Annotated in this window: 21 protein-coding genes; 12 read left to right on the top strand and 9 right to left on the bottom strand. The window is 62.0% G+C overall.

From position 1 onward, the window contains the following. Positions 1-70: 70 nt before the first annotated feature. On the top strand, positions 71-691 hold the full coding sequence (locus F6X24_RS09850) for a thioredoxin family protein (RefSeq protein ID WP_151087830.1): 621 nt from the start codon (positions 71-73) through the stop codon (positions 689-691). 23 nt (positions 692-714) lie between these two features. On the opposite strand, the gene F6X24_RS09855 is transcribed toward F6X24_RS09850, so the two are convergent. Continuing rightward, positions 715-1,227, bottom strand: a complete 513-nt coding sequence (locus tag F6X24_RS09855) for a GNAT family N-acetyltransferase (protein ID WP_151087831.1) — start codon at positions 1,225-1,227, stop codon at positions 715-717. Between the two features lie 128 nt (positions 1,228-1,355). Between F6X24_RS09855 and F6X24_RS09860 the strand changes: the two genes are divergently transcribed. Both F6X24_RS09860 and F6X24_RS09865 read left to right on the top strand, forming a co-directional pair. Continuing rightward, on the top strand, positions 1,356-2,099 hold the full coding sequence (locus F6X24_RS09860) for an SDR family oxidoreductase (RefSeq protein ID WP_151087832.1): 744 nt from the start codon (positions 1,356-1,358) through the stop codon (positions 2,097-2,099). Positions 2,100-2,235: 136 nt separating this feature from the next. Next, positions 2,236-3,351 carry a glycoside hydrolase family 43 protein gene (locus tag F6X24_RS09865; RefSeq protein ID WP_151087833.1) on the top strand — a complete coding sequence of 372 codons (1,116 nt, stop codon included), beginning with the start codon at positions 2,236-2,238 and terminating at the stop codon, positions 3,349-3,351. A gap of 26 nt (positions 3,352-3,377) precedes the next feature. On the opposite strand, the gene pncA is transcribed toward F6X24_RS09865, so the two are convergent. Both pncA and F6X24_RS09875 read right to left on the bottom strand, forming a co-directional pair. Continuing rightward, on the bottom strand, positions 3,378-4,034 hold the full coding sequence (gene pncA, locus F6X24_RS09870) for a bifunctional nicotinamidase/pyrazinamidase (protein WP_317132478.1): 657 nt from the start codon (positions 4,032-4,034) through the stop codon (positions 3,378-3,380). A gap of 34 nt (positions 4,035-4,068) precedes the next feature. Then, positions 4,069-5,571, bottom strand: a complete 1,503-nt coding sequence (locus tag F6X24_RS09875; protein ID WP_151087834.1) for a malate:quinone oxidoreductase — start codon at positions 5,569-5,571, stop codon at positions 4,069-4,071. A 124-nt stretch (positions 5,572-5,695) separates the two neighbouring features. Here F6X24_RS09875 and F6X24_RS09880 point away from each other — a divergent pair, with 124 nt between their 5' ends. Next, entirely contained in the window at positions 5,696-6,136 is a 441-nt protein-coding gene (locus F6X24_RS09880) for a BLUF domain-containing protein (RefSeq protein WP_151087835.1), read from the top strand. A 118-nt stretch (positions 6,137-6,254) separates the two neighbouring features. On the opposite strand, the gene F6X24_RS09885 is transcribed toward F6X24_RS09880, so the two are convergent. Continuing rightward, positions 6,255-6,527: a hypothetical protein gene (locus F6X24_RS09885; protein WP_151087836.1), complete on the bottom strand. Its 273-nt coding sequence runs from the start codon at positions 6,525-6,527 to the stop codon at positions 6,255-6,257. 449 nt (positions 6,528-6,976) lie between these two features. Here F6X24_RS09885 and F6X24_RS09890 point away from each other — a divergent pair, with 449 nt between their 5' ends. The 4 genes from F6X24_RS09890 to F6X24_RS09905 all read left to right on the top strand — a co-directional run bounded on the left by F6X24_RS09890 (position 6,977) and on the right by F6X24_RS09905 (position 10,923). Continuing rightward, positions 6,977-7,168, top strand: coding sequence for a cold-shock protein (locus F6X24_RS09890; protein WP_151087837.1), 192 nt, complete (start codon positions 6,977-6,979; stop codon positions 7,166-7,168). 557 nt (positions 7,169-7,725) lie between these two features. Then, entirely contained in the window at positions 7,726-8,913 is a 1,188-nt protein-coding gene (locus F6X24_RS09895) for a DUF1624 domain-containing protein (protein WP_151087838.1), read from the top strand. A gap of 105 nt (positions 8,914-9,018) precedes the next feature. Continuing rightward, positions 9,019-9,831, top strand: coding sequence for a PhzF family phenazine biosynthesis protein (locus tag F6X24_RS09900; protein WP_151087839.1), 813 nt, complete (start codon positions 9,019-9,021; stop codon positions 9,829-9,831). A 360-nt stretch (positions 9,832-10,191) separates the two neighbouring features. Further along, a complete protein-coding gene (locus F6X24_RS09905; RefSeq protein ID WP_151087840.1) occupies positions 10,192-10,923 on the top strand; it encodes a LytR/AlgR family response regulator transcription factor in 732 nt (243 codons plus the stop codon). A gap of 163 nt (positions 10,924-11,086) precedes the next feature. Here F6X24_RS09905 and F6X24_RS09910 read toward each other — a convergent pair whose 3' ends face one another. The 3 genes from F6X24_RS09910 to ruvC all read right to left on the bottom strand — a co-directional run bounded on the left by F6X24_RS09910 (position 11,087) and on the right by ruvC (position 15,643). Beyond that, on the bottom strand, positions 11,087-13,711 hold the full coding sequence (locus tag F6X24_RS09910; protein WP_151087841.1) for a hybrid sensor histidine kinase/response regulator: 2,625 nt from the start codon (positions 13,709-13,711) through the stop codon (positions 11,087-11,089). Positions 13,712-14,300: 589 nt separating this feature from the next. Then, positions 14,301-14,816, bottom strand: a complete 516-nt coding sequence (locus tag F6X24_RS09915) for a carboxypeptidase-like regulatory domain-containing protein (protein ID WP_151087842.1) — start codon at positions 14,814-14,816, stop codon at positions 14,301-14,303. A gap of 176 nt (positions 14,817-14,992) precedes the next feature. Continuing rightward, positions 14,993-15,643 carry a crossover junction endodeoxyribonuclease RuvC gene (ruvC, locus tag F6X24_RS09920; RefSeq protein ID WP_151087843.1) on the bottom strand — a complete coding sequence of 217 codons (651 nt, stop codon included), beginning with the start codon at positions 15,641-15,643 and terminating at the stop codon, positions 14,993-14,995. A 21-nt stretch (positions 15,644-15,664) separates the two neighbouring features. On the opposite strand from ruvC, the gene F6X24_RS09925 reads away from it, so the two are divergent. The 3 genes from F6X24_RS09925 to F6X24_RS09935 all read left to right on the top strand — a co-directional run bounded on the left by F6X24_RS09925 (position 15,665) and on the right by F6X24_RS09935 (position 18,501). After that, positions 15,665-16,663: a lysylphosphatidylglycerol synthase transmembrane domain-containing protein gene (locus tag F6X24_RS09925; protein WP_151087844.1), complete on the top strand. Its 999-nt coding sequence runs from the start codon at positions 15,665-15,667 to the stop codon at positions 16,661-16,663. A gap of 95 nt (positions 16,664-16,758) precedes the next feature. Next, on the top strand, positions 16,759-17,844 hold the full coding sequence (locus tag F6X24_RS09930; protein ID WP_191906276.1) for a glycosyltransferase: 1,086 nt from the start codon (positions 16,759-16,761) through the stop codon (positions 17,842-17,844). A 114-nt stretch (positions 17,845-17,958) separates the two neighbouring features. Next, the gene (locus F6X24_RS09935) at positions 17,959-18,501 is read left to right on the top strand and encodes a c-type cytochrome (RefSeq protein ID WP_229725015.1); all 543 of its coding nucleotides are present in this window, start codon (positions 17,959-17,961) and stop codon (positions 18,499-18,501) included. Here F6X24_RS09935 and pulA read toward each other — a convergent pair whose 3' ends face one another. Continuing rightward, a complete protein-coding gene (gene pulA, locus F6X24_RS09940) occupies positions 18,502-20,484 on the bottom strand; it encodes a type I pullulanase (RefSeq protein WP_229725017.1) in 1,983 nt (660 codons plus the stop codon). Between the two features lie 207 nt (positions 20,485-20,691). Here pulA and F6X24_RS09945 point away from each other — a divergent pair, with 207 nt between their 5' ends. Further along, positions 20,692-21,204 (top strand): hypothetical protein, encoded by a 513-nt coding sequence (locus F6X24_RS09945; protein WP_151087847.1) that lies wholly within the window; start codon positions 20,692-20,694, stop codon positions 21,202-21,204. Here F6X24_RS09945 and F6X24_RS09950 read toward each other — a convergent pair. Then, positions 21,182-22,663 (bottom strand): sensor histidine kinase, encoded by a 1,482-nt coding sequence (locus F6X24_RS09950; RefSeq protein ID WP_151087848.1) that lies wholly within the window; start codon positions 22,661-22,663, stop codon positions 21,182-21,184. The two genes, F6X24_RS09945 and F6X24_RS09950, sit on opposite strands and share 23 nt — an antisense overlap. Positions 22,664-22,812: the final 149 nt, after the last annotated feature.

The raw sequence follows: 22,812 nt of genomic DNA on the forward strand, positions 1-22,812 counted from the left end.
CGGCGGTTAGCGCAGCAGTCAGCCAAAAGAGGAGTTGGCTTGTTATAGCCGCATTCTCTTGCTTACGCTTATGCTTCCTACACTCTCCGCCCCGGTTGTGAGCCCCGCGCGCCTGGCCGCCGCCTATTCTTACCCAGCTTATCGCCAGCTGCTTGATGAGTTGTTGGCCGAAGGCAAAACCACCGGCCCCGAGCAGTCGGCCGAGCTGCTGGCCTATGCCCAACTCAACGTGCAGCGCATGAGCCGCCTCGATAAAACCGTGAAGGTGCTGCCCGAGCTGGCCACTGCCGTAGCTACCCTGCGTCAAAGCTATTGCTGGCTGATTATTACCGAAGGCTGGTGCGGCGACGCGGCCCAGATTGTGCCCGTGCTCGAAGCCGTGGCCCAGGCCAGCGCCGGCCACGTGCGCACCGCCTACGTGCTGCGCGACCACAACCTCGACCTCATCGACCGCTACCTCACGGGCACCAGCCGCTCTATTCCCAAGCTGGTGGTGCTGCACGCCGATACGCTCACCGAAGCCACGCACTGGGGACCACGCCCGGCCGCCGCTCAGGCGCTGATAACCAAGCTCAAAGCCGAAGGCATGAGCCACGATGACTTCATTCGGGAGCTGCACGCCTGGTATGCCCACGACCATACCCAGGCCATTCAGCGCGAGCTGCTGGCCCTGGTGCAACAGCTAACGTAGCCCCGGGAGTCGCGTCATAAATATTAGGAATTATCTATATTTTTCTCCAGTGTCAGTAGGGTAAGGGGCTGGCGGGGGCGGCCAAAGCGGGTGGTAGCCGGAAAAGGCTCGCTGGCTCCGGTGGGCTGGTAGCCGTGGCGCTCGTACCAGGCCAGCAGCTCGGGGCGGGCGGCCAGCACGCTCATGCGCACCTTGGTGCGCCGCAGCTGCCGGGCGTAGGCATCGGCGGCGGCCAGCAGCTGCCGGCCCAGGCCGTGGGCTTGCGCCTCGGGCGCTACCGCCAGCAGGCTCAGGTAGAGTACCTCGCCCTGCGCCTCCAGGTACACGCAGCCCGTGGGAATGCCGTCGGTTTCGGCTTTTAAGAGCTGGGCGTGCGGCAGGGCCAGCATCGCCAGCAAGCCGGCCTCGTCGATGCGCGGGCCTTCGAGCAGGTGGCCTTCGGCGGTCCAGCCGCCCTGCTCGCTACGGTAAGCACGATTAATGAGGGCGGTCAGGGCCGGGGCATCGGCTGGGGTGGCAGCAGTTATCGTTTCCATAAAGAGGCGGCTGGCGGGGAGTGGCGGCCAAAAAGAATGAGTACTCGTAACAGTTTTCGCAACGATTAGGTAAACTTTTGCCAAAATTCTTACTTAATCAGCCAACCCGCACCAAACAACGGTAAAATATGAATCTCGCTACTAATACTATCCTCCTTACGGGCGGCGCTACCGGCATTGGGCTGGCCCTGGCCCGGCGCTTTGTGCAGGCGGGCAGCCAGGTTATCATCTGCGGGCGCCGGCCCGACAAGCTGCGCGAGGCCCAGCAGCAGGTACCCGGCCTGCATTTCTACGCCTGCGATGTGGCCGTGGCGGCCGACCGCGTGCAGCTGGTGCAGCGCGTAGTGGCCGATTTTCCGGGGTTGAATGTGCTCGTCAATAATGCGGGCATCCAAAACCGCTTTCAGCTGGCTGAACTGCCCGCCGACCTGGCAGCCTGGGAGGCGCAGCGCCAGGAAATTGCCATTAATCTGGAAGCACCCATTCACCTCACCGCCCTGCTTTTGCCGCACCTGCGCCAGCAGCGCGAGCCGGTGGTTATCAACGTATCGTCGGGCCTGGCGTTTGCTCCGATGGCCGCCGCGCCCATCTACAGCGCCACGAAGGCCGCGCTGCACTCGTTTACGCTCTCGCTGCGCCGGCAGCTGGCCGATACTGGCATTCGGGTGCTCGAAATAGTGCCGCCCGCCGTCAATACCGACCTGGGCGGAGTGGGCCTGCACACCTGGGCGGCCCCGGTCGATGAGTTTGCCGACAGCATTGTGGCACGCCTGGCAGCCGGGGAGGAGGAAGTCGGCTTTGGCACTTCCGAAGCCATTCGGCAGGCATCACGGGCCGAGCTGGATGCCCGCTTCAAGCAAATGAACGGGTAACAGCCGGCGGAGTAGCGGCTGCAGGAGTTGCTTTTCAGGGTTGGCAAAGCGGGTAACCCTATCTAAACGAAACCGATAGGTAGGGCAAAAAACTGACGTGTAGCTTGCGGCCCCACCAAAGCAGCAGCTTCTACTCATGCTTCATAAGCTCGTTTTTCGCCGTTCGGCGCTCGCGCTGGCCGCCCCGCTGGCCCTGGCTGCCTGCCAAAGCCGACCTGCCCGGCAGGCCGACCAGCCGGCTACTACCCCAGCGGCCCCGGCCGCCACAACTGGCTCAGCTACTGCCAAATACCTAGCTGAGCCACTGATTACAAGTATCTATACTGCCGACCCGTCGGCCCACGTTTTCAACGGCAGGATTTACATCTACCCCTCGCACGACATCGAGTCGGGCATCCCGGAAAATGACAGCGGCGACCACTTTGCCATGCGCGACTACCACGTGCTGTCGATGGACAGCGTGGGTGGTAAAGTGACTGACCACGGCGTGGCGCTTGCTATCAAAGATATTCCCTGGGCCGGCCGCCAGCTGTGGGCTCCCGACGCAGCCGTTAAAGATGGCACTTACTATCTCTACTTTCCGGTGAAGGACAAGCAGGACGTGTTCCGTATCGGGGTGGCCACTAGCCCGTCGCCTACCGGGCCCTTTAAGGCGGCGGCTACGCCCATCGCGGGCAGCTACAGCATCGACCCCGCCGTGTTTAGCGATGCGGATGGCAAGGCCTATATGTACTTTGGCGGCCTCTGGGGCGGGCAGCTCCAGCGCTGGGCTACGGGTACCTATAATCCTAAAGCGCCGGATAAAAAGCCCGACGGTAACGAGCCGGCGATTGGCCCACGTGTGGCCCGGCTAAGCGCCGATATGCAGCACTTTGCCGGCCCGGTGCAGGAGCTGAAAATAGTGGATGAAGCCGGCAAGCCCCTGCTGGCGAGCGATACGAAGCGGCGCTTTTTTGAAGGCGGCTGGCTGCATAAGTACCAGGGCAGGTATTATTTCTCTTACTCGACCGGCGATACCCACCTGCTGGTGTATGCCGTGAGCGACTCGCCCACCGGCACCTTCACTTACAAAGGCGTGCTCATGACCCCGGTGCAAGGCTGGACTACCCACCACTCCATCGTGGAGGTGAAAGGCAAATGGTATATCTTCTACCACGACACGGAGCTGAGCAATAAAACCTGGCTGCGCAACGTAAAAGTGACCGAGCTAACGCATAATGCCGACGGCAGCATCGTGACGATAAACCCATAAATACTTGAAAAACAGCAAAAAGAGCGTTAGGCTACGCTCGGTGAAGCCGGGCGCTCTTTTCTGCTGCTTTTCGCCAGCATTTCGCGGGCCTGCGTAAAGCGCACGCCCTGTGCCAGCAAATCGGCTTTGGCGGCGGCAATAGTTTCGGCGGCAATGCCCCGGGTAGCATCTTCAAGCACAGTTACCTCAAAGCCTTCGCGGCGCGCATCTTTAGCCGAAAAGTACACGCAGTAATCGGTAGCCAGCCCGGCCACAAATAGTTGCGTAATGCCACGGGCGCGGAGGTAGGCGCTCAGGCCGGTGGCACGGCGGTGCCCGTTGTCAGAAAAAGCACTGTAGCTATCCAGTTCGGGGTCGGTGCCCTTGCGAAAAATGGCTTCCACGCGGTCGAGACTCAGCGCCGGGTGCAGGGCGGCCCCTGGTGAGCCCTGCACGCAGTGGTCGGGCCAGAGGCGCTGCGGCAGGCCCTGCCACTCAATCTCGGCAAAAAGCGCCTGCCCAGGGTGGGCGCTGGCAAAGCTGCGGTGCCCGGCCGGGTGCCAGTCCTGGGTAGCTACTACCAGGTCGAAATGCGTTTGCAAGTCGTTGAGCAGCGGCAGGATAGCATCACCGTCGGGCACGGCCAGCGCGCCGCCCGGCAAAAAATCGGGTTGAACATCAATGAGTAGCAGGCAGGTCATCATTTATTATGCATTAAAAACCAGAAAGCGCCGGGCCCTACGCCAGCTTCAGTACCTCGGCCGAGTGCGCCCGCACGGCCGCCGTAAGGGCTGCATTAGCGGCCAGGGGCTGGCCAAAGGAGGGCACCAGCCGATGAAAAGTAGCCTGCCACTCGGGCGAGGCGGCTTGCTCGGGAAAGCAGCGCTGCACCAGGTCGAGCATGATGCTGACGGCCGTGCTGGCCCCCGGCGAAGCCCCCAGCAGCGCGGCAATCGAGCCATCGGCCGCAGTAACTACTTCAGTGCCAAATTCTAATACGCCGCCAGCCTTTTTGTCTTTTTTGATAACCTGCACGCGCTGGCCCGCTACTTCGAGCTGCCAGTCTTCGGGGCGGGCCTCGGGGTAATACTCGCGCAGGGCCGCAATGCGCTGCTCGGGCGTTTGCAATACCTGGCCGATAAGGTACTTGGTAAGCGGAATATTACGGGCGCCGGCATATAGCAAAGGCCTGATATTGCCCAGCTCAATCGAGCGAAACAAGTCGGCGTACGAGCCTTTCTTCAAAAACTTGGTGCTGAAGCCGGCGTAAGGACCAAACAGCAGCTCGCGGCGGCCGTTTATCTGGCGGGTATCGAGATGGGGCACCGACATGGGCGGCGAGCCGACGGCGGCCTTGCCGTAAACCTTGGCGTTGTGCCGCGCAATAACGTCGGGGCGCGTGCATTTCAGCCACTGCCCGCTCACCGGAAAGCCGCCAAAGCCGCTGGCCTCCGGTATGCCCGACTTTTCGAGCAGCGTAAGCGAGCCGCCGCCCGCCCCGATAAATACAAACCGCGTGCGCACCTTGCGGCTCTTGCCGGTGGCCCGGCTACGCACTTTTACGCGCCACAGCCCATCGGCCTTATGCCGGAAATCTTCTATTTCCTGCCCTAGCTCAAACGTGACGCCGGGCTGCTGGCTCAGCTGGGTGAACAGCGCCCGCGTGAGGGCCCCAAAGTTAACGTCGGTTCCGATGGCCATGCGCGTCGCCGCTACCGGCTGGCTGCGGTCGCGGCCGTCCATTACCAGCGGAATCCATTTTTCAATCTGCGCGGGGTCGTCGCTGAACTCCATACCGGCAAACAGGGGCGAGCCCAGCAGCGCGGCGTGGCGCTTACGCAGGTACTCCACGTTCTCAGCTCCCCACACAAAGCTCATGTGCGGAATACTATGGATGAATGCTTCGGGGTCGGGCAGCTGGCCGCCCTGCACAAGGCTGGCCCAGAGCTGCTTGCTCAGCTCAAACTGCTCGGCAATCTTATCAGCTTTCGAAATGTCGATGCTGCCGTCGGGGCGCTGGGGCGTGTAGTTGAGCTCACAAAAAGCCGAGTGACCAGTGCCGGCGTTGTTCCAGGCATCCGAGCTTTCGGCCGCCACCGCGTCGAGGCGCTCATACACGGCAATCGTCAGGCCGGGGTCCAGCTCCTTAAGCAGAATCCCCAGCGTGGCGCTCATAATGCCTGCCCCAATGAGTACGATATCGGCAGTAAGGGGTTTGGCAGGAAAAGTTTTTAAGTTCATGTAAAAGAGATTAGCGCGGTGTAGTGTAAATTTGTACTCGCAGCCAGAATAAATTGTTTTTTTCTCAGTAAGCCATTAGCAGCAAGGCCTCAGAAATATTCAAAATTACGCCGAGGCGTTGAGCATGAATAGTGAACCAGAAGGTTGTTATAGCATCGTCTATATCAGTACGGCCATTGTTGACTTCCGGGAGGCGGAATTAGTGCAACTGCTGCGGCGGTCGCGGTGTTTCAATCAGAAAGCAAATATTACGGGCGTCCTCATGTACGGTGGCGGGCGCTTTATGCAGGTGTTGGAGGGCTGTCCCGGCGCGGTGCGCCCCCTATACACCCGCATTGCCGCCGACCCGCGTCACGGCCGCCTCGAAAGGCTGGCCGATGGCTTTATGCCCCGGCGCGAGTTCACGGGCTGGCATATGAGCTTTGCGCCGCTGCCCAGCGACTACTTTCTGAGCCTGCCTGGCTACCTCACCCCGCCGCAGCTGGTGCAAACCGGGGCCGGCTCAACCATGCAGCAAGTACTAAGCGAGTTTATGACCGCCAGCTCGCGGCAGCTCGTGCTATAATTGCCAAAGGCTATATTTAGTAGACAGCAGGGGAAACCAATATAAAATCACTGGTCAGCCGAGCAGCCCTAAAGCGTAGCGTGAGTTGCCGCTTCGTGCGCTACCAGTGCGTGCGTGGCTAACAGCCGCAGCGAAAATCCGGGTATTCCGCAAAGTCTGGCGCGGGCGTGTCGTCGAGGCGAATGATACGGTCGAGCCTTATTTCCTCGCCCGACGCCAGCTGCGCAAACTCGGCGTGGTCGCGGGTAAAAAAGGTATTGATGGTGCTCGGCCCCTGGCACAGCTCGCGCAAGTCGTTAAAGTATTGCAGATACACCTGCTTTCGGCAAGTGGCAGCCGCTTCCAGCACGTCGTAAAATCCGCACGCAATGGGCTTATAATCGGGGGCCATCAGGTAGAATAAAAATGGTGGCGAGATAGTAGGCAGCCGCCGCTGCTTGGAAAAGTGTAGTTACGTAAACCGCAGCGCGGGTGCCACCAGCTAGGCCCAGTCGCTGGGGCAGGTGTCTTGTCCACGGCGCACCTGGAAGGGCCCAGTTATATGGTTTTTTCGTCGAAAAGTACTTTTTTCAGTCCCTGGTTACTTATTAGTATCAGCTTCCCGGCTTTCCTGACAGGTATGCTACTCGCCTAAAAATCATTGAATATGTGCTGCTTACATAAAATTCTTGTGTCGTGGCCAGCTAATTAAGCGTATGAGGCGGGGGCCATCTACCAAATAGACCGTATCTTTACAGCATTAAAAGGCAAATCGCCACGTGTCAGTACCATTTATGCAGCTTGCTGCATTCATAAAACAGGTTCGCTGCTGCTTGCTTTCTCACCATTTTTCCTAGCATCATGCAGACAGGAACCGTAAAATTCTTTAACGAAACCAAAGGCTTCGGCTTCATCAAAGTAGACAGCACCGGCGAGGACGTATTTGTCCACGTAACCGACCTCGTAAACGAAATTCGCGAGAACGACAAAGTGCAGTTTGAAATTGCTCAGGGCAAAAAAGGCCCGAACGCAGTAAAGGTGTCGCTCGTTTAGTTCGACTTTCTTTCGACAAAAAGGAGCAGTCTACCACCCGGTAGGCTGCTCCTTTTTTTTTGTGGGCAAGCTGGCCGTAACGGGACAGCTGATGATTAAGAAGCAGTTTGGGTTAGCCAGAATAGGCAGGCCCCCTGTGTAAAGACGCATCTTTGCGTTTTGGTGTCCGCGCCGCCCGAAAAATCTCGTTCAGGTATCGTTCAACGCTGAGACGCCAGGATGCGCCGCTACAACCGCCAGATAACCTTGGCATTCAACTCGAATAGATACTACGGCGTTTTACAGGTGGCATACCGGAAGCGCATGGCGCGGGCTGCCGGGGTTGAGCCGGCTGTCCGCTTGGCGCCTAAACGTCGGGCGCGCCAGACGAGCGGACTACCGGCCAAAAAGCTGACCGCCCGCCCCGAATACCGACCTGGAAACTACGCTGATTTTCTTTCGCGTAAGCGAAATTGTGTTAGGCTATAATATAGTAAATATTTAATAATAAGTGTGAAAGAGCTGACTTAGGGAGTTGGAGTAGTATATTTTCGGCCTCAACTGTCACTCTCCTGCGTATGTTGCAAGCCACTACTTCATTGCCGCTGCCAGCCGGGCCGGCCGCTACCACGCGCGTGCCGGCCGTTGATGTAGTACGCGGCCTGGCGATGGTTATCATGGCGCTCGACCACATTCGGGAGTTCTGGTGCGCTACCAGGGTGCGGCCCGAAGACGTGGCCCACGCCTCGGCGCTGTTGTTTCTGACGCGCTGGATTACGCACTTCTGCGCTCCCACGTTTGTGTTTCTGGCCGGAGTGAGCATCTTTTTATATCAGCAAAAGCAAGCAGGCCGGGGCAAAGTGAGCCGGTTTTTGCTGACGAGGGGGCTCTGGCTGGTCGTGCTGGAGCTGGTGCTTATCAACTTCTTGCTGCAATGGGGCTACAATCTGGTGCTGCTGGAAGTAATCTGGGTGCTGGGCTGGAGCATGGTGCTGCTGGCCGGCCTTATCTGGCTGCCGCGCTGGCTGCTGGTTACCCTGGCGCTGGCCATGATTGCCGGCCAGCACCTGCTTCCTACGGCCCAGCCCGTAACGGCCAGCAACCTGCTCTGGGCGCTGCTCTACGGGGGGCCCGCCTTCTTCCAGATGAGCCCGGTGCCTTTGCTGGCTGCCTATACTATTCTGCCCTGGACGGCCGTGATGGCCGCGGGCTATGCGGCCGGGCCGTGGTTCCGCGCCGGACTGGCCCAGCGCACGCGCTGGCTGCGCCTAGCGGGCGTGGCTGCCCTGCTGCTTTTTGTAGGCCTGCGCGCCACCAACTGGTACGGCGACCCCGCGCCGTGGAGTACGCAGCCGCGGGGGCCGGGGTATAGCCTGCTATCGTTTCTCGACGTCACCAAGTACCCGCCGTCGCTGCTGTTTCTGAGCCTCACGCTGGGCGTGGCGTTGCTGCTGCTGTCGGCAACCGAGGGCCTGCCCGGCCGGCTTGGTCGCTGGCTGAGTATATATGGGCGGGTGCCGTTGTTTTACTTCGTGCTGCATTTTTGCCTGGTGAGCGGGGGAGCATTTATCTGGACTACCCTGGCCTTTGGCAAAGCCATTAACCTTTCGTTTGCCCCGGTTAAAGACTGGCCGGCCGGCTACCACCCCAGCCTGCTGCGGGCCTACGTGGTGTGGGGGTGCGTGGTGGGGCTGATGTACTGGCCCTGCCGCTGGTACCAGGGCTATAAGCAGCGGCACTCATACTGGTGGCTTTCTTATTTGTAAGTGCCGGGCGCTTGGCAGCCGGCTGCATCTTTGTACTTGTTTTCCCTGGCAAGCTCCCCCCAAATGTAGTGCGCCAGAAATGTCACCCACCCAAGCAAGCTCTCCATGACTATTCCCATCTACCAGGTCGACGCCTTTGCGCGGCGGCCCTTCACCGGCAACCCCGCGGCAGTATGCCCACTCGACGAATGGCTGCCGGCCGAAACCATGCAGCTGATTGCGGCCGAAAACAACCTGGCCGAAACTGCCTTTTTTACTCCGCTCAGCGGCCAGGAAGCCGATTTTCACCTGCGCTGGTTTACGCCGACGTTTGAGATTGACCTCTGCGGGCACGCTACGCTGGCCAGCGCCCACGTACTCTGGAATGAGCGGGGCTTTGCCAAGCCCGAAATCGTGTTTCAAAGCAAAAGCGGCCTGCTGAAGGTGCGCCGCGAAGCCGATGGTAAGCTGGTGCTCGACTTTCCGAGCCGCCCGCCGCGCCCGCTGGCCCTGGCCGAGCACCCCGAAGTGCTGATACAGTCGCTCGGGCCTGGCGCGGCCACGCCGCGGGCCGTGCTGGCCTCGCGCGACCTGGTGGTTGAGTTTGCCCACGCCGATGAGGTGCTGGCGCTTAAGCCCGACTTTACTGCCCTTATCGACCTGGGCTATATTGGCCTGATTGCCACCGCGCCCGGCAGCAATGGCGTCGATTTTGTGTCGCGTTTCTTCGCCCCCGAGGTTGGCGTGCCCGAAGACCCGGTAACCGGCTCGGCGCACAGCACGCTCATTCCGTTCTGGGCTGAAAAATTAAGCAAAACCGATATGTTTGCCCGCCAGGAGTCGGCGCGCGGCGGCGAGCTGTGGTGCCGCCTGCGCGGCGACCGTGTCGACATTGGGGGCTACGCCGTTACCTTTTTGCGCGGCGACGTGCAGCTGTAGCACCGGGCAATAGCCCCCGAAAAACGCCCGGTGTAGCACGCCGGGCGTTTTTAAGTTGGTGAGTGAAACAAGCTCATCAGCTGACCGAACAGCGACTAGTAGCTTGCTGCTCCCTTCTACAGGAGGTTATTCACCGCCCCGCAATACGTACCAGAGGGGCTCTCAGGTTCGTATATAGGTTGGCAGCTGCTGTACGGTTTGAGAGCAGCGGGCTGCCGGCAGCCCGCCCCGTACACTAACCTGGAAGTCGCTCTAAGTCGTTGGCCCGGTTTCCTGTCCAGCGTGGAAGGCAGCCTTTCAGCCGGTACCTTCGTAAGGAATAGTCTGCAACCAGCGGTCTGTATTGGCACCCCTTCTATTATGACGCCTGCTGCTCCTCTCACCTGCATCATCGTCGATGACAATGAAATCAACCGGCTCACCTTGGAGCACCTGGTTGACCTGACGCCCGAGCTAAAGCTGGTAGCCTCGCTGCCAGGCGGGCTCGAAACCCTCGATTTTTTTCGCAAGGGCGGACGCTGCGACTTGCTCCTGCTCGATGTGGAGATGCCCACCCTCACGGGCCTGGAGCTGGCCCGGCTGCTGCCCAAGCCCACGCCCGCTATCGTGCTGGTAACCACCCACCGCACCTTTGCGGTAGCCGCCTTCGATATGCAGGCCATCGATTACCTCGTGAAGCCTGTGGAGCCCGCCCGCTTTAGCCAGGCGATAGCCAAGGTAGTGGCGGCCCGCCGCCCCGTGGCCCGCCGGCCCCCGCCCGTTGCGCCGGCCCCGGCGGTGGCCCCTGAGCTCTTTGTGAAAGTAGGCACCCGCTCAATAAAGGTAAATTTTGACGAAGTGCTCTACATAGAGGCCCTCTCTACTTATTCGGTGTTGGTTACGCCTACCCAGAAGCACATTGTGTACCTCACACTCAAGGTATTGAGCGAGCGGCTGCCATTTGCTCATTTCGTGCGCGTGCACCGGTCTTATATCGTCAATATGCAGCGCATTGAGGCAGTTGAAGACAATGTACTAAAAATCGGCTCCTGCGAAGTGCCGGTTGGCAAGTCTTACCAGGAAGAATTTACCCGCCATTTGCGCAGCCTCTGAGGAATGGGTAATAGGGCCGCTAACGCTTGGTTAGCAATGCGTTGTAACTAAAGGGCGTCGTTTTCAGCTGGCGTTTACTTAGGGATGACTAGTTTTTTTAGCGTATTTTCCTAAGTGACAGATTAGTAATTAAAAGTAGTTGCTACCTGCGGTCCGCTGTTTATTACCCACCTTGTTCCTGCGGCAGCTCGTGGGCCAGCTGTGCTAATACGCGCTCGATATGGGTAGCCAGGTGAGAAGCGGCGGCTGGCAGATGCGGGTAGTCGGCGGGGGTGGCCGCTTCGAGCTGCTCAACGGCGGCGGCTACCTGGTGCATACCCACCGATTCGAGGCTGGGCTTGATGTGGTGGGTAATTTTGGCAACTTCGCCCCAGCGGTTTTCGGTGGCGGCCTGGCGTAGCTGGGCGAGGCTCTCGGGCATGTTGCGCAAAAACGAGCGAATAATTTTCAGTACAAATTCTTCACGGCCCCGGGCCAGCACCCGCAGCTTGGCCAGGTCGTAGGCCGGGGCGTCGGCCGGGGCAGGTAGCAGCTGCGCCAGCGTGCGGTACACTTCCTCATCCTCAAAAGGCTTGGCCAGGCACGCATTCATGCCGGCGGCCAGGTAGCGGTCTCGGTCGGCCCGAAAGGCATTGGCCGTAAGGGCCACGATAGGTATGTTGGCCCGCTGAGGGTCGGGCAGCGCCCGGATAGCGGCCGTAGCGTCGAGGCCATTGAGGCCGGGCAGCTGAATATCCATGAGCACCACATCGTAGAGTGCTTCGTCGCGCACGCGGTGCACCCCGGCCAGGCCGTCTTTGGCTTCTTCCACTATGGCTCCCCAGCCCTCAAAGAGCAGCCGGGCCACGGTACGGTTTATCTCATTGTCTTCAACTACCAGCAGCCGGCGGCCCCGCAGGGCCCCGGTGTCGTAGGCGTCGACGAGCGGCGCCGCTGTTACGGGAGCGGGAGCTTTGGGCAGCGTCAGCATAAAGGCAAAGGTGCTGCCTTGCCCGAGCACGCTGCTGAGCATGAGCTGGCCTCCCAGCTGCTCAACCAGCGCCCGCGAAATGCTGAGCCCCAGCCCGGTACCGCCAAAGCGCCGCGTAGTATCGGAATACGCCTGGGTAAACCCTTCAAAGATAAGCTGTTGCTTTTCAGGCGCGATACCAATGCCGGTGTCTTCCACGCTGAATCGCACCGTGATGGTTGTCGCAGTTTCGGCCAGCTGCTCGCCAATAACCAGCACGCGCCCGCCTGGGTCGGTAAACTTCAAGGCATTGCCTACCAGGTTGATAAGAATCTGGTTGAGGCGGTGCGGGTCGCCGAGCACCCAGGGGTAGCTACAGGTAGTGCGCAGGGGCGTGCCCGCAAAGTGAATGCCCTTTTCATTGGCCTGCGCAATAAGAGGGCGTAGGGCTTCGCCCATCGAGTCGCAGAGGTTAAACGCCACCGATTCCATCTCCAGCTTGCCGGAGGTAATCTTGGCCATGTCGAGCACGTCGTTGATAACGTGCAGCAGGTGATGCCCCGCGTGGCGGATAGTGCGCACAAACTCCTGCTGGCGGCCGTCGAGCAAGGTTTTGCCAAGCTGGCTGGCCATGCCCAGCACCCCGTTGAGGGGCGTCCGGATTTCGTGGCTGACATTGGCCAGAAAGTTTTCGCGGGCCCGCACGGCTGCTTCGGCCGCAGTTTTGGCCCGCAGCAGCTCCTGCTCGGCCAGCACGCGCTCGGTAATTTCCTGGCCGTAGCCAATCACGTAAAGCGGCTGGCCGGCCTCGCGCACCAGGTAGTTGTCGTAGAGCAGGTACCGGGTCCGGCCCTGGTTATCGTTGATAGCCAGTGTGCCCCGCTGGCTATCGGTGGTAGCAAAGCCCTGGAGGTATCTCGTTACTGCGGGCCGGTGGTCGGGGGCTACCAATTCGTGCAGGAGGCAGCCCGGCAGGGCCGACAGCGGCCGGCCCAGCAGCTCGGCCGCTGCCGGGTTTACCGAAAGCAGCTCGCCTTGCAGGTCGTGGGTGCAGATGAGCGCGTGCGAGTGCATCATCAGGTCGCGGTACTGCTTTTCCTGCCGGGCGAGGGTATCGGTGGCCAGCTTTTCCTCCGTGATGTCGTTGCTGAGTACCAGCACCTGGCGGGTGCCATCGGGCCGCTCCAGCAGCCGCTTGATAGTGCAGAAATAGCGTACCTCGCCCGAAGCCAGCGTAGTAGGCACCTCCACCGTTATCTGCTCGCCGGTAGCTAAAACGTATGCATCAGTGGTTATATATCCTTTCCATTCTTCAGCCTGCCGGGCGGTAGGGGGCTGGGCATGTGTTGGATGCAGGTAGCCCAGCTGGCGGCGCAGCTCGGTGGTTGCCCGGTTTTCGAACACCATTTGCTTTGTCTCATCGCGCACAAAGATTAAGCTGGGAGTAGCATCCAGAATAGCGCTCATAAAGGCTTGCTGGTCGGCAAGCTGCCGCTCGGCGCGAACGCGGTCCGTAGTTTCAGCCAGGTACAGGGTTATGCAGCCGGTAGGGGGCTCGGTAGCCGCCACCTGCAACATAAAAAAACGCTCACCTACCTGAATTTCCTGGTTCGGTGCGCCATTACGGGCTACTGCTCGCAGCTGGCGGCGTATCCGCACCTGCTCTTCCCGGCTCAAGCCGTGGCGCAGAGTCCGGGCCGCGACATTTGCATAAAGCTGCCGGCCCGTGGCATCAAGGCGCACGATGGGGTTGGGGTTGTGCTCCGACAGGCTGGCCAGCGTGTGCAGGTCGGTTGAGGAGTCACCCGCTGGGGGGGCCGGGGCGGCAGGCAAAGACATAGTAGTGAAAAGACGAAAATAAGCTGCGTATAGCGGCAAGCAAGCTGCCCGACTCTAAACAACAAACTGGCGTCGTTGGATTACCTTATAAATAGCAAACGCACTTCCGTTAGCCATGCAGGCGCCGATTCTCAGGTCCGCGCTGCCCTCATTCGGAAAGTGGTAGCCGGAAAGCCGTCCCAGGCTATCTGCCCGGGGCGGAGCTACACGTAGCTTAGCGGCCCCAATCGCCCGAATACGTTGGGTGATTGGGGCCGCGGGCCGGTTCGTAAAGGCGGCGCGCTGCGTAGCTTACGCACCGGCTAGGCGGGCCCGGTTAGCAGCCGGAAAGTTTGTTATAGCAGCAGAAAGGATAGGGTTCCGGAAAGCGGCTGGGGCTAGATGTAGTGTTATAAAAGTAGCGGGTGCCCTGGGCAGCCAAGCCGCTAGTATGCGGACAGCAGGCTCTGCTAGCCGGATAGCTGCCGACGCGCGCCCAGGCAGTGCGGCCCCCATTCATCACCAGCGGATAATAAAAAAACCTCCTCTCGGGTACTGAAAGGAGGTTTTGGCTTTTATAAGCCACCCGGTACGATACAGACAACGCAGCTTATTGGCCGAGCGTGATGTGCAGCGGCTCGGTAGCGGCCTTAGCGGGAACTTCTACCCGGCTGCTGCCTTCGCCAAAATACTCGACCCGCAGCGAGACGGGCATGCTGGCCGGCACTGGTAGGGTAAAGGTGCCTTTCGCATCGGTTACCACGAGCTGGCGTGGAGCACCTGCCGGGTACACGCTGGCCCCGGCGCAGGGCTGGCCGTCGGCCTTCAGCACGATGCCTTTAAGCTGTACGGTTTGCGGAGCCAGGGCCTCCGCAACGGGCGGCGCAGCGGCTGGGGTGGCCAGGCTGGCGGTGCTCTTGGGGGCTGCCGGCTTTTTGGCCGCCGGTGCAGCAGGTGCGCAGCACGAGCACGAGGCAGGAGCGGGCGCAACTATCGCATGGGGCTGCCTGGCAGCTGGCCCGTTGGTAGTAAAAGGGTGAGCAGCGGCCGTTCCCGGTATGGCTGCCAGCAGCGGAAGTGCGAGCAGAGCTGCTACGTAAAGGCGGATAGTATAGTGATTATTCATAATAGAGCGGCTAACGAAGCTTGGGGCAACAGGTTGCACCAAAGGCAGAAAAAGTTGACTTGTACAAATGTACTAGTCGCCCGAAAGCCGGCACTGTTAATTATCCGGACTAGCTGATTCTGTGTGTGAACGTAGCCTCCTGCCAGACGAAAAAAAATCCGGGGGCTGGCCACATTTTATTTTGCGCGGCTGCCGACGGGCTTGCGGGCCGTGGTGGCGGCCAGGGTGCGGCCGGGGTTGTCTTCCAGAAATTTACCCCAGCTCTTGCTGCCGGCCTTCGCGTTGTTGCCCTGCTGATAGTGGTGGCACAGGGCCACGGCCAGCGCATCGGTGGCGTCCAGAAACTTCGGCGCTTCTTCGATGGGCGGCAGGGTCAGCGTCTGGCGCAGCATGCGGGCCACCTGCTCCTTATCGGCCGAGCCTGAGCCGGTTACGGCCTGTTTTACTTTCGTCGGGGCATATTCAACAAAGGGTATATCGCGCGAGAGGCAGGCGGCAATGGCCACGCCCTGAGCCCGCCCCAGCTTGAGCATACTCTGCACATTAACGCCGTAGAAGGGTGCCTCGATGGCCAGCTCATCGGGCAAAAACTCATCAATGAGCTCGAGCATACGGGTGAAAATCCGCTTTAGCTTTACGGCGTGATTCGAACCCAGGGCCTTCAGGTTGATAACGTCGTATTGCAGCACATCAATGCGCTGCCCGCGCACCTCAATAACGGCGTAGCCCATAATCTGGGTGCCGGGGTCGATGCCCATGATGACCTTCTCGGCCGGCGGGAGCCGCTGCGCGGGAGTAGGGGGGGGCAAGGTGCGGGAAACGGCCATCTAGCCCAAAGTTACGCCCCAATGCCCCCGAAACCGCCGCGCCGCGCTGCAGGGTGGGTGCGGCTGGGCAAAATCGGCCTCACGCTGCTTACCCTGGGGCTGCTGTACCACTCGGTAGTTGCCGCGCCCGATACGGCGGCGGCCTGGCGGCAGCTGCTGGCTTCTACGCTTAGCGGGCGGGGGCGCGGCCCCGTGCTGGCCGCCCTTGCGCTGGTGCCCTTCAACTGGGGCCTGGAAGCCTGGAAGTGGCAGCGCCTGGCGCAGCACCTGGAGCCGGGGCACTCGTTTGGGCGCAGCTTTCGGGCGGTGCTGCTGGGCCTTACCCTGGGCTTTGCCACGCCCAACCGGGTGGGCGACTACGCCGCCCGCATCCTGGAGCTGCACGCCCGGCGGCGGCTCGAAGCCGTGGGGGCGGTGTTTTTGGGCCGTTATGCCCAGTTTGTGGCTACGGTGCTGGCGGGTGGCGCGGGGCTGCTGTACTTTCTGCTGGCATTTTACCTGGGCGGCTACCCCGCCGCGCAAGTGGGCGTAGCGGTGGCCGCTGCACTGGTTGGGGCCGCGGCGCTGCTGCCGCTCTACCGCTCTCGGCTGCTGCTGGCAGCCCTGGCGCTGCTTAAGCCGCTGCGCCGCTTCCGGCGCTACCTGGCCGTGATGCCAACCTATACGGCGGGCGAGCTGCACGCGGTGCTGTTAATATCTTTTATTCGATATGTTCTGTTCTGCGGGCAATTTTTGCTGCTGCTTTATGCCTACGGTGTGCGCACGCCGCTGGGGCCGGCAGTGGCGGCGGTGGCGGGCACGTTTTTGTTTAAGTCGCTGGTACCCTCCCTCAACGCGTTGGCCGATGTGGGCGTGCGTGAGCTGTCGGCCACGCACTTATTTGGGCTGCTGGGCCAGCCGGTGCTGCCGGTACTGAGCGCCAGCCTCAGCCTGTGGGTCATTAATATTGCGCTGCCGAGCGCCCTGGGGCTGCTGCTGCTGCCCGGCCTGCGGGTGCTGCGCGAGCGAAAAAGCCGCTGATAATGGTAGTGCCGGGCATAACCTTGCTGCTGGGGCCGCTCCTATACGCAGCTGTACTAAGCTGGCTGCGGGGGGGCATTTTCAGTAGTGCGGCTGTGCCCGGCTTGCCGGCTGCTTTTCGGCCCGTCATCCGGGAGCGCGAGCCAGCTGCCGCGCCCTTGCTTACCGTACTCATTGCGGCTCGCAACGAAGCCGTTGCGCTGCCGCAGCTGCTGCTCGCCTTGCAGCGCCAGACGCTGCCGCCGCACCTGTTCGAAGTCCTTATTGCCGACGACCACTCTACCGACGGCATGGCGGCGCTGGTGGCGGCCGCAGCGGCGCAGGCTGCGTTTGCCTTACGTCTCATCAAGCTGCCACCCGGCCTCACGGGCAAGAAAGCGGCGCTGGCTGCCGCCGAGGCGCAGGCCCGCACCGCCTGGGTGGTGTGCACCGATGCCGACTGCTGCCCCGCGCCCGGCTGGCTGCAAGCCTACGCAGCCGTTATCGAAAGCCGGGAGCCAGCCCGGCAGCCGCTTCATTTTATCAGCGGGCCGGTGCGGCTCACGCCGGGCGGGGCCTGGTTTGATGGCCTGCTGGGGCTGGAGTTTGCCGGGCTCATTGGGGTGGGGGCGGGCTGCATCGGGCGGGGCCGGCCCACCATGTGCAACGGGGCCAACCTGGCTTTTCGGCGCGCTACCTTTCACGAAGTAGGCGGCTACGCCGACAACCAGGGGCTGGCCAGCGGCGACGATGAGTTTTTGCTGCATAAAATTCACCAGCGCTACCCGGCCGGGGTTCGCTTTCTGGCCGATGCGGCGGCTTTGGTCGATACGCCCGCGCCGGCCACGCTGCGGGCCCTGCTGTGGCAGCGCGTGCGCTGGGCCAGCAAGTGGCCGCACTACCGCCCGGCCGCCCCGCGCCAGCTGGCGCTGCTTGTGCTCACTGCCAATCTCAGCCTGGCGCTGGGACTGGTCTTCGGCTGGTTCTTCCCTCTGCTTCGACCCTGGGTGGCAGCTGGCTGGCTGCTGAAGCTGGGAGCAGATGCCTGGCTGCTCTGGCCGGTGCTGGGCTTGCTGAAGCGGCGGCGCTGGCTGGCCTGGCTGTTGCCCTTGCAGCTGCTGTATGCGCCCTATAGCCTGGCCGTGGGCCTGGCCGGGCAGCGTGGCCACGGCTACCGCTGGAAAGGGCGACAGGTGCGCTAGCAGCAGGTTGGCCCGGCGTGAAAATAGTCGCCGAAAAATGAATTTTCAGTAAGCAAAATCCTGGCTGCCGAGTTATGTAGGTACACTCTATGATGTACTTACCTAACTGCTGCCATGCGTACCAACCCGGCTGCCTTCGTGCTTTCCCTGGCAATGGGCCTTATCGTGTTGCTAATTGGGTTTTTAACGCTGAGTGCGGCGGGGCTGGTGAGCCTGGCCCCCGTCGAGGACGCCATTGCCGAGCAAATGCTGCCTGCCGGTGAAGGACCGGCGGCTGCCCGGCCCGGCAACCACACTACGCCGACGGTAGCTTACCAGCCCGCGCCGCCCGCCGACGCAGCGGCGGTTGCGGCCGGCGATGCGCTTTTCAAAAACAACTGCGCCCAGTGCCACGCCGTGAACGACAAAGTAGTGGGCCCGGCCCTGGGCGGCATCAGCAGGCGCCGCAGCGTGGGGTGGGTGGTGGCGTGGGTGCATAATTCCAGCAAGGTCATTGCCAGCGGCGACGAGTATGCCGTTAAGCTTTTCGAGGACAATGCCCGGCAGCAGATGCCGGCTTTCCCGCAGCTGTCGAAGGCAGATATTCAGGCGATTATGGCCTGGGTAAGCGCGCAGGAAGGTGCCGTTAGTACAAGTACCGTAGCCGCCACCCGTTGACTATTGCACCAGTAGCAAGGCGGTGCTGCCCGGCAGCGCCACCCCGCTGGCGCCTACGCGCAGCGTTTCCAGCCCGCTTTGCCTGATTTCCAGCCCGCGCAGCACCACTTTGTAGCTGCCGGCCGGCACGGGCACGGCTGCCGGCTGGCGCCGGCCATTAAACAGCACCGTGATGGTCTGCCAGGCGTCGCCGCCCGCGTGGTCTTTCAGCTGGTAGCCGATGGTGCCGGGCGGCAGGCCGGGCAAAAACACCAGGTGCTGGGTAATCTGCTCCTGCGTAGGCAGGCGGAAGGCCGGGTGCGCCTTGCGCAGTGCCAGCAGCTGGCGGTAGAACTCGGCCACTTCTCTATACTTTGCCTTGCGGCCCCAGTCGAGCTGATTGACGCTGTCGGGCAGATTATAGGAGTTGGAAGAGCCTTTTTTGGTGCGCAGAAAGTCGTCGCCAACGGGTAAAAACGGCACGCCCTGTGAAGTGAACACGATGGTATTGCACAAGGCATCCAGGCGAATCAGCTCCGCTTCAGGAGCGGTTGGGTTGGCGATTTTTAATTTATCCCACAGCACGCGGTCGTCGTGGCAGGCCACGTAGTTAATCGCCTGGCCGGGCTGACCGGCCCAGGGCGCGTGGCTGTAATTAACTTTGCTATAGTCGATTTGCGGGTGTTGGGTCGCGGCCACGATACCAAATTTTACGCTCTCTTCCAGGCCGGGCTGCCCGCCCACGAAGCCCGCTTCGGCCTGGTGGGCGTAGTGGCCCTTCACGCCGTCGCGCAGCTCGTCGCCGAAGGCCGCGATGCGGTCGAGCCGGCCAATATTGGCCTTTACGGCGCGCTGGGCTTCGGGGAGCGGACTGGCCCCGGCCGCCCAGCCTTCGCCGTATACGAAAATACGGTGGTCCTGCTGGTCGAGGGCTACGCGCACGGCCCGCATGGTTTCGAGGTCGAGCACGCCCATTAGGTCGAAGCGGAAGCCATCGACGTGGTAGGCGCGGGCCCAGTGGCTCACGGCATCCACAATAAGCTTGCGCACCATAGGCCGCTCGGAGGCGATTTCGTTGCCGCAGGCCGTAGCGTTAGAGAGCTTACCATCGGGCGTGTGGCGGAAATAATAACCCGGCACCAGCTGCTCAAACGCGCTGCTGCCCGCGTCGGCCACGTGGTTGAACACCACATCAACCACCACGTGCAAATTGTGCTGGTGCAGCGTCTGGACTACCTGCCGGAACTCGCGGATGCGCACGGCCGGGTCGAGCGCGTTGGTGGCGTAAGAGCCTTCGGGCACGAAGTAATTGAGCGGGTCGTAGCCCCAGCTGTAGCGGTCGGGCGAGGGCGGCCGGCTTTCGTCGATGGCCGCAAAATCGTTGACTGGCAACAAATGCACGTGCGTGATACCCAGTTCCTGCAAGTGCTGCAAGCCGGTGCTCACGCCCTGCGGCCCGGCGGTGCCGGTTTCGGTGAGGCCCAGGTACTGGCCTTTGTGCACGATGCCCGACTGCGGGTCGGCCGACAGGTCGCGCACGCTTACCTCACCCACCAGTATGTCGGTAGTAGCGGGCAGGCGCGGGCGACGGTCGTCGTCCCAGCCCACGGGGGCGGCAGTGGCCGGGTCGAGCCAGGCCCCGCGATGGCCGTTCACGCCCACTGCGCGGGCGTAGGGGTCGGGCACTTCGGCCCGCGGCTGGCCCGCGATGGTGGCCTGCACGGTGTAAAAGCCGGTGGTGCCGGGCGGCAGGCTCAGGGTCCAGGTGCCGCTGGTGCTGCGTTGCAGCGGGTAGATGGCGGTGGGCCCGCCGCCCGCGCTGCTTGCATAGAGGCGCAGGCGCAGCGCGTCGGCGGTAGGCGCCCACACCCGCAGCGTACCCTGCCCGAGACGGTCGAAGGTCAGCCCCAGGTCGGGGCCCTGGTAAAAAGGGTACTGGCTGAGCGGGTAGCGGGCGGCCTCGGCGGCGGGCTGGGCCAGGGCGGCAGCGGGAAGGGAAAGCACAAGAAGCAGGCGTAGCAGGCGGCAAATCATGAAGGCAAAGTAAGCGATAAGAGGGGCGGGGCAGGGTTTCTTAACCCAGCGCTCACGCTGCAATACATAGTAAAAATTATATGTAACGCAAGGTGCCCGAAGAAAACGCCCGGTTGGTCTGGAAAGTGGCGCTACCGGGCGAACAAAGGCTGATTCAGGCTAAACTACCGGCCAGCTTTGCAGTCGAAACCCACGCACCGCCTGTCGGTCCTCACCCTTCACGTATTGCCCATGAACGCCGAGCCCACGCTTGCCCGCCCTCAGCCGGAGGTCGATTTTCTGGAGCTGCGCTACCGCCCCGATGTGCAGCTGCTGGTGGCGCGCTGGCGGCGGCCGGTGTCGGCGGCCGAGCTGCGGCAGGGCTACCGCGCCACGCTGCAGCTGGCGCAGGAAGTGGGCTGCTCGTTCTGGCAAATCGACATTCGCAGCCGCAACGCCCCCGACGAGGCTACCCAGCGCTGGCTCACCACCGAGTTTCTGGAGCGGGCTACTCAGCAGCTGAATGGGCCCGTATGCCTGGGCTATCTGCTCACGCCGACGCTGCTGGCGGAGCTCGGCGGCCCCGGCGCGGGTAGTAGCCAGATAGGGTTTTTCGCGGAGGAAGGGGCCCTGACGGCCTGGCTCTCGCAGTGCCAGCACAGCCGGCTGGGCCAGGCGCACCGCGATTTTAATTCGCAGCAGGTAGCGTAAAAGTGAAGCAGCTGCCGGCCCCCGGCTGGCTCTCGACCCACAGCTGCCCGCCCTGCGCCGTAATAAACTCGCGCGAAATACTCAGCCCCAGGCCCGAGCCGCCGCGCACCTGCGCCGCCCCCGGCACCCCGCCGAAGCGCTGAAAAATACGCTGGTGGTATTCCTTCGAGATGCCGGGTCCTTCGTCTTCCACGCTCAGCTGCACCATCTCGCCCCAGGGTACGGCCCGGATGGTAAGCCCCGCGCCGTGCGGCGAGTAGCGAATAGCATTAGATAAGAGGTTGATAAGCACCCAGGTAGTTTTTTCTACGTCGGCCAGGGCGGCGGGCAGCGGCTCGGCCAGCTTCAGCGACAGGCGCAGAGCCTTGTCGGTAAGCTGGGCGCGCACGATGTCGGTGGCGTAGCGCACTACTTCGGGTAGCGGCACCGGCCCCAGGGTCAGCTTGATGCCCCGGCCCGCATCGAGCCGCGCCACTTCGATAAGCTGGCCCACCATGCCCAGCAGCCGCTGGGTTTCGCTGCGAATGCCGCCCGCTATTTCCTGCCGTCGGGCCGCCTCTAGGCGCTCGTCTTGCAGCAGCATCAGGCTGAGGTTGATGCTGGAGAGCGGCGTTTTCAACTCGTGCGAGATGGTCGCCAGAAACTCCGACTTCACCTGGTCGAGGTTTTTAAATGCCGAAACATCGCGCAAGCAGAATACATGCCCGGCCGGCACCGCCTGTTGCAGCTGCTCATTAACTTCCGTTACGGGGCTCACCGTGAGCTGGTAATGCAGGTTTTCGCCGTGGGGCCGCACCGTATATACTGGGCCGGCCGGCCGGTTAGCTTCCGGGTTGCTGGCAGAGTCGGCGGGCGGTGCGGCCGGCTTATCGAGGGCGTGCAGCCACTCGCGCAGCATCTCGTTGTGGCGGGCTACGGCGGCGGCGGGCTGGCCGAGCAATTCTTTGGCCGGCTGACCCAGCAGCAGGCACGCCACGGGGTTGGCTAATACGATAAGGCCGTGCTGGTCAATGAGCAGCAAGCCTTCGTCGAGGCCACGCACGAGGCTGTCGGTGCGGTTGCGCTGGGTTATCAGCTCGGCCAGGGTGGCGCGGCGCTCATCTTCGGCCTGGCGCAGCACCCGGTTGACGGCCGCCGCTACGCTGCCGATTTCGTTGTTGCGGGTCACGGCCACGCGCGTAACCGGGCCGGGCGCCGCCACGCGCTCCACATCGGCGGTGAGGCGGTGCAGCGGGCGCACTACCAGCCGCGGCAGCCTCACCATCAGCACAATACCCAGGGCGCTGCTAATGAACAGGAACAGCCATACCGCGTGCTGCGCGGCCAGGGCATTGGTTAGCTGCACGCTGGGCGTCTCGGTTTCAAGCCGCGCGATGGTGAGCAGCACGTAGGAGCCCAGCCCTAGCAGCAGCGCCAGCATCAGGCATACCCCCAGACGGATTTGAGTTTTTAGAGACATGGGTTCAGATACTAAAACAAAGGTGCAGCGGGGCTGGCCGCTACTGGCGCGAGTTTAGGCGCAGCCGTAACTCGTGCCTTTTCTCTTGTGGAGGTTGCACCTCCACTGCCGCGTTAGCGGCAAGGCGGGACCGCGCCGCTCGGGTCGTT

This window comes from Hymenobacter baengnokdamensis (assembly GCF_008728635.1).
Taxonomy (GTDB): domain Bacteria; phylum Bacteroidota; class Bacteroidia; order Cytophagales; family Hymenobacteraceae; genus Hymenobacter; species Hymenobacter baengnokdamensis.

Excerpts from the sequence above, each read along its gene's own strand:
- F6X24_RS09850 (WP_151087830.1), top strand. The coding sequence starts at position 71 with ATGCTTCCTACACTCTCCGCCCCGGTTGTGAGCCCCGCGCGCCTGGCC.
- F6X24_RS09855 (WP_151087831.1), bottom strand. The coding sequence starts at position 1,227 with ATGGAAACGATAACTGCTGCCACCCCAGCCGATGCCCCGGCCCTGACC.
- F6X24_RS09860 (WP_151087832.1), top strand. The coding sequence starts at position 1,356 with ATGAATCTCGCTACTAATACTATCCTCCTTACGGGCGGCGCTACCGGC.
- F6X24_RS09865 (WP_151087833.1), top strand. The coding sequence starts at position 2,236 with ATGCTTCATAAGCTCGTTTTTCGCCGTTCGGCGCTCGCGCTGGCCGCC.
- pncA (WP_317132478.1), bottom strand. The coding sequence starts at position 4,034 with ATGATGACCTGCCTGCTACTCATTGATGTTCAACCCGATTTTTTGCCG.
- F6X24_RS09875 (WP_151087834.1), bottom strand. The coding sequence starts at position 5,571 with ATGAACTTAAAAACTTTTCCTGCCAAACCCCTTACTGCCGATATCGTA.
- F6X24_RS09880 (WP_151087835.1), top strand. The coding sequence starts at position 5,696 with ATGAATAGTGAACCAGAAGGTTGTTATAGCATCGTCTATATCAGTACG.
- F6X24_RS09885 (WP_151087836.1), bottom strand. The coding sequence starts at position 6,527 with ATGGCCCCCGATTATAAGCCCATTGCGTGCGGATTTTACGACGTGCTG.
- F6X24_RS09890 (WP_151087837.1), top strand. The coding sequence starts at position 6,977 with ATGCAGACAGGAACCGTAAAATTCTTTAACGAAACCAAAGGCTTCGGC.
- F6X24_RS09895 (WP_151087838.1), top strand. The coding sequence starts at position 7,726 with ATGTTGCAAGCCACTACTTCATTGCCGCTGCCAGCCGGGCCGGCCGCT.
- F6X24_RS09900 (WP_151087839.1), top strand. The coding sequence starts at position 9,019 with ATGACTATTCCCATCTACCAGGTCGACGCCTTTGCGCGGCGGCCCTTC.
- F6X24_RS09905 (WP_151087840.1), top strand. The coding sequence starts at position 10,192 with ATGACGCCTGCTGCTCCTCTCACCTGCATCATCGTCGATGACAATGAA.
- F6X24_RS09910 (WP_151087841.1), bottom strand. The coding sequence starts at position 13,711 with ATGTCTTTGCCTGCCGCCCCGGCCCCCCCAGCGGGTGACTCCTCAACC.
- F6X24_RS09915 (WP_151087842.1), bottom strand. The coding sequence starts at position 14,816 with ATGAATAATCACTATACTATCCGCCTTTACGTAGCAGCTCTGCTCGCA.
- ruvC (WP_151087843.1), bottom strand. The coding sequence starts at position 15,643 with ATGGCCGTTTCCCGCACCTTGCCCCCCCCTACTCCCGCGCAGCGGCTC.
- F6X24_RS09925 (WP_151087844.1), top strand. The coding sequence starts at position 15,665 with ATGCCCCCGAAACCGCCGCGCCGCGCTGCAGGGTGGGTGCGGCTGGGC.
- F6X24_RS09935 (WP_229725015.1), top strand. The coding sequence starts at position 17,959 with ATGCGTACCAACCCGGCTGCCTTCGTGCTTTCCCTGGCAATGGGCCTT.
- F6X24_RS09950 (WP_151087848.1), bottom strand. The coding sequence starts at position 22,663 with ATGTCTCTAAAAACTCAAATCCGTCTGGGGGTATGCCTGATGCTGGCG.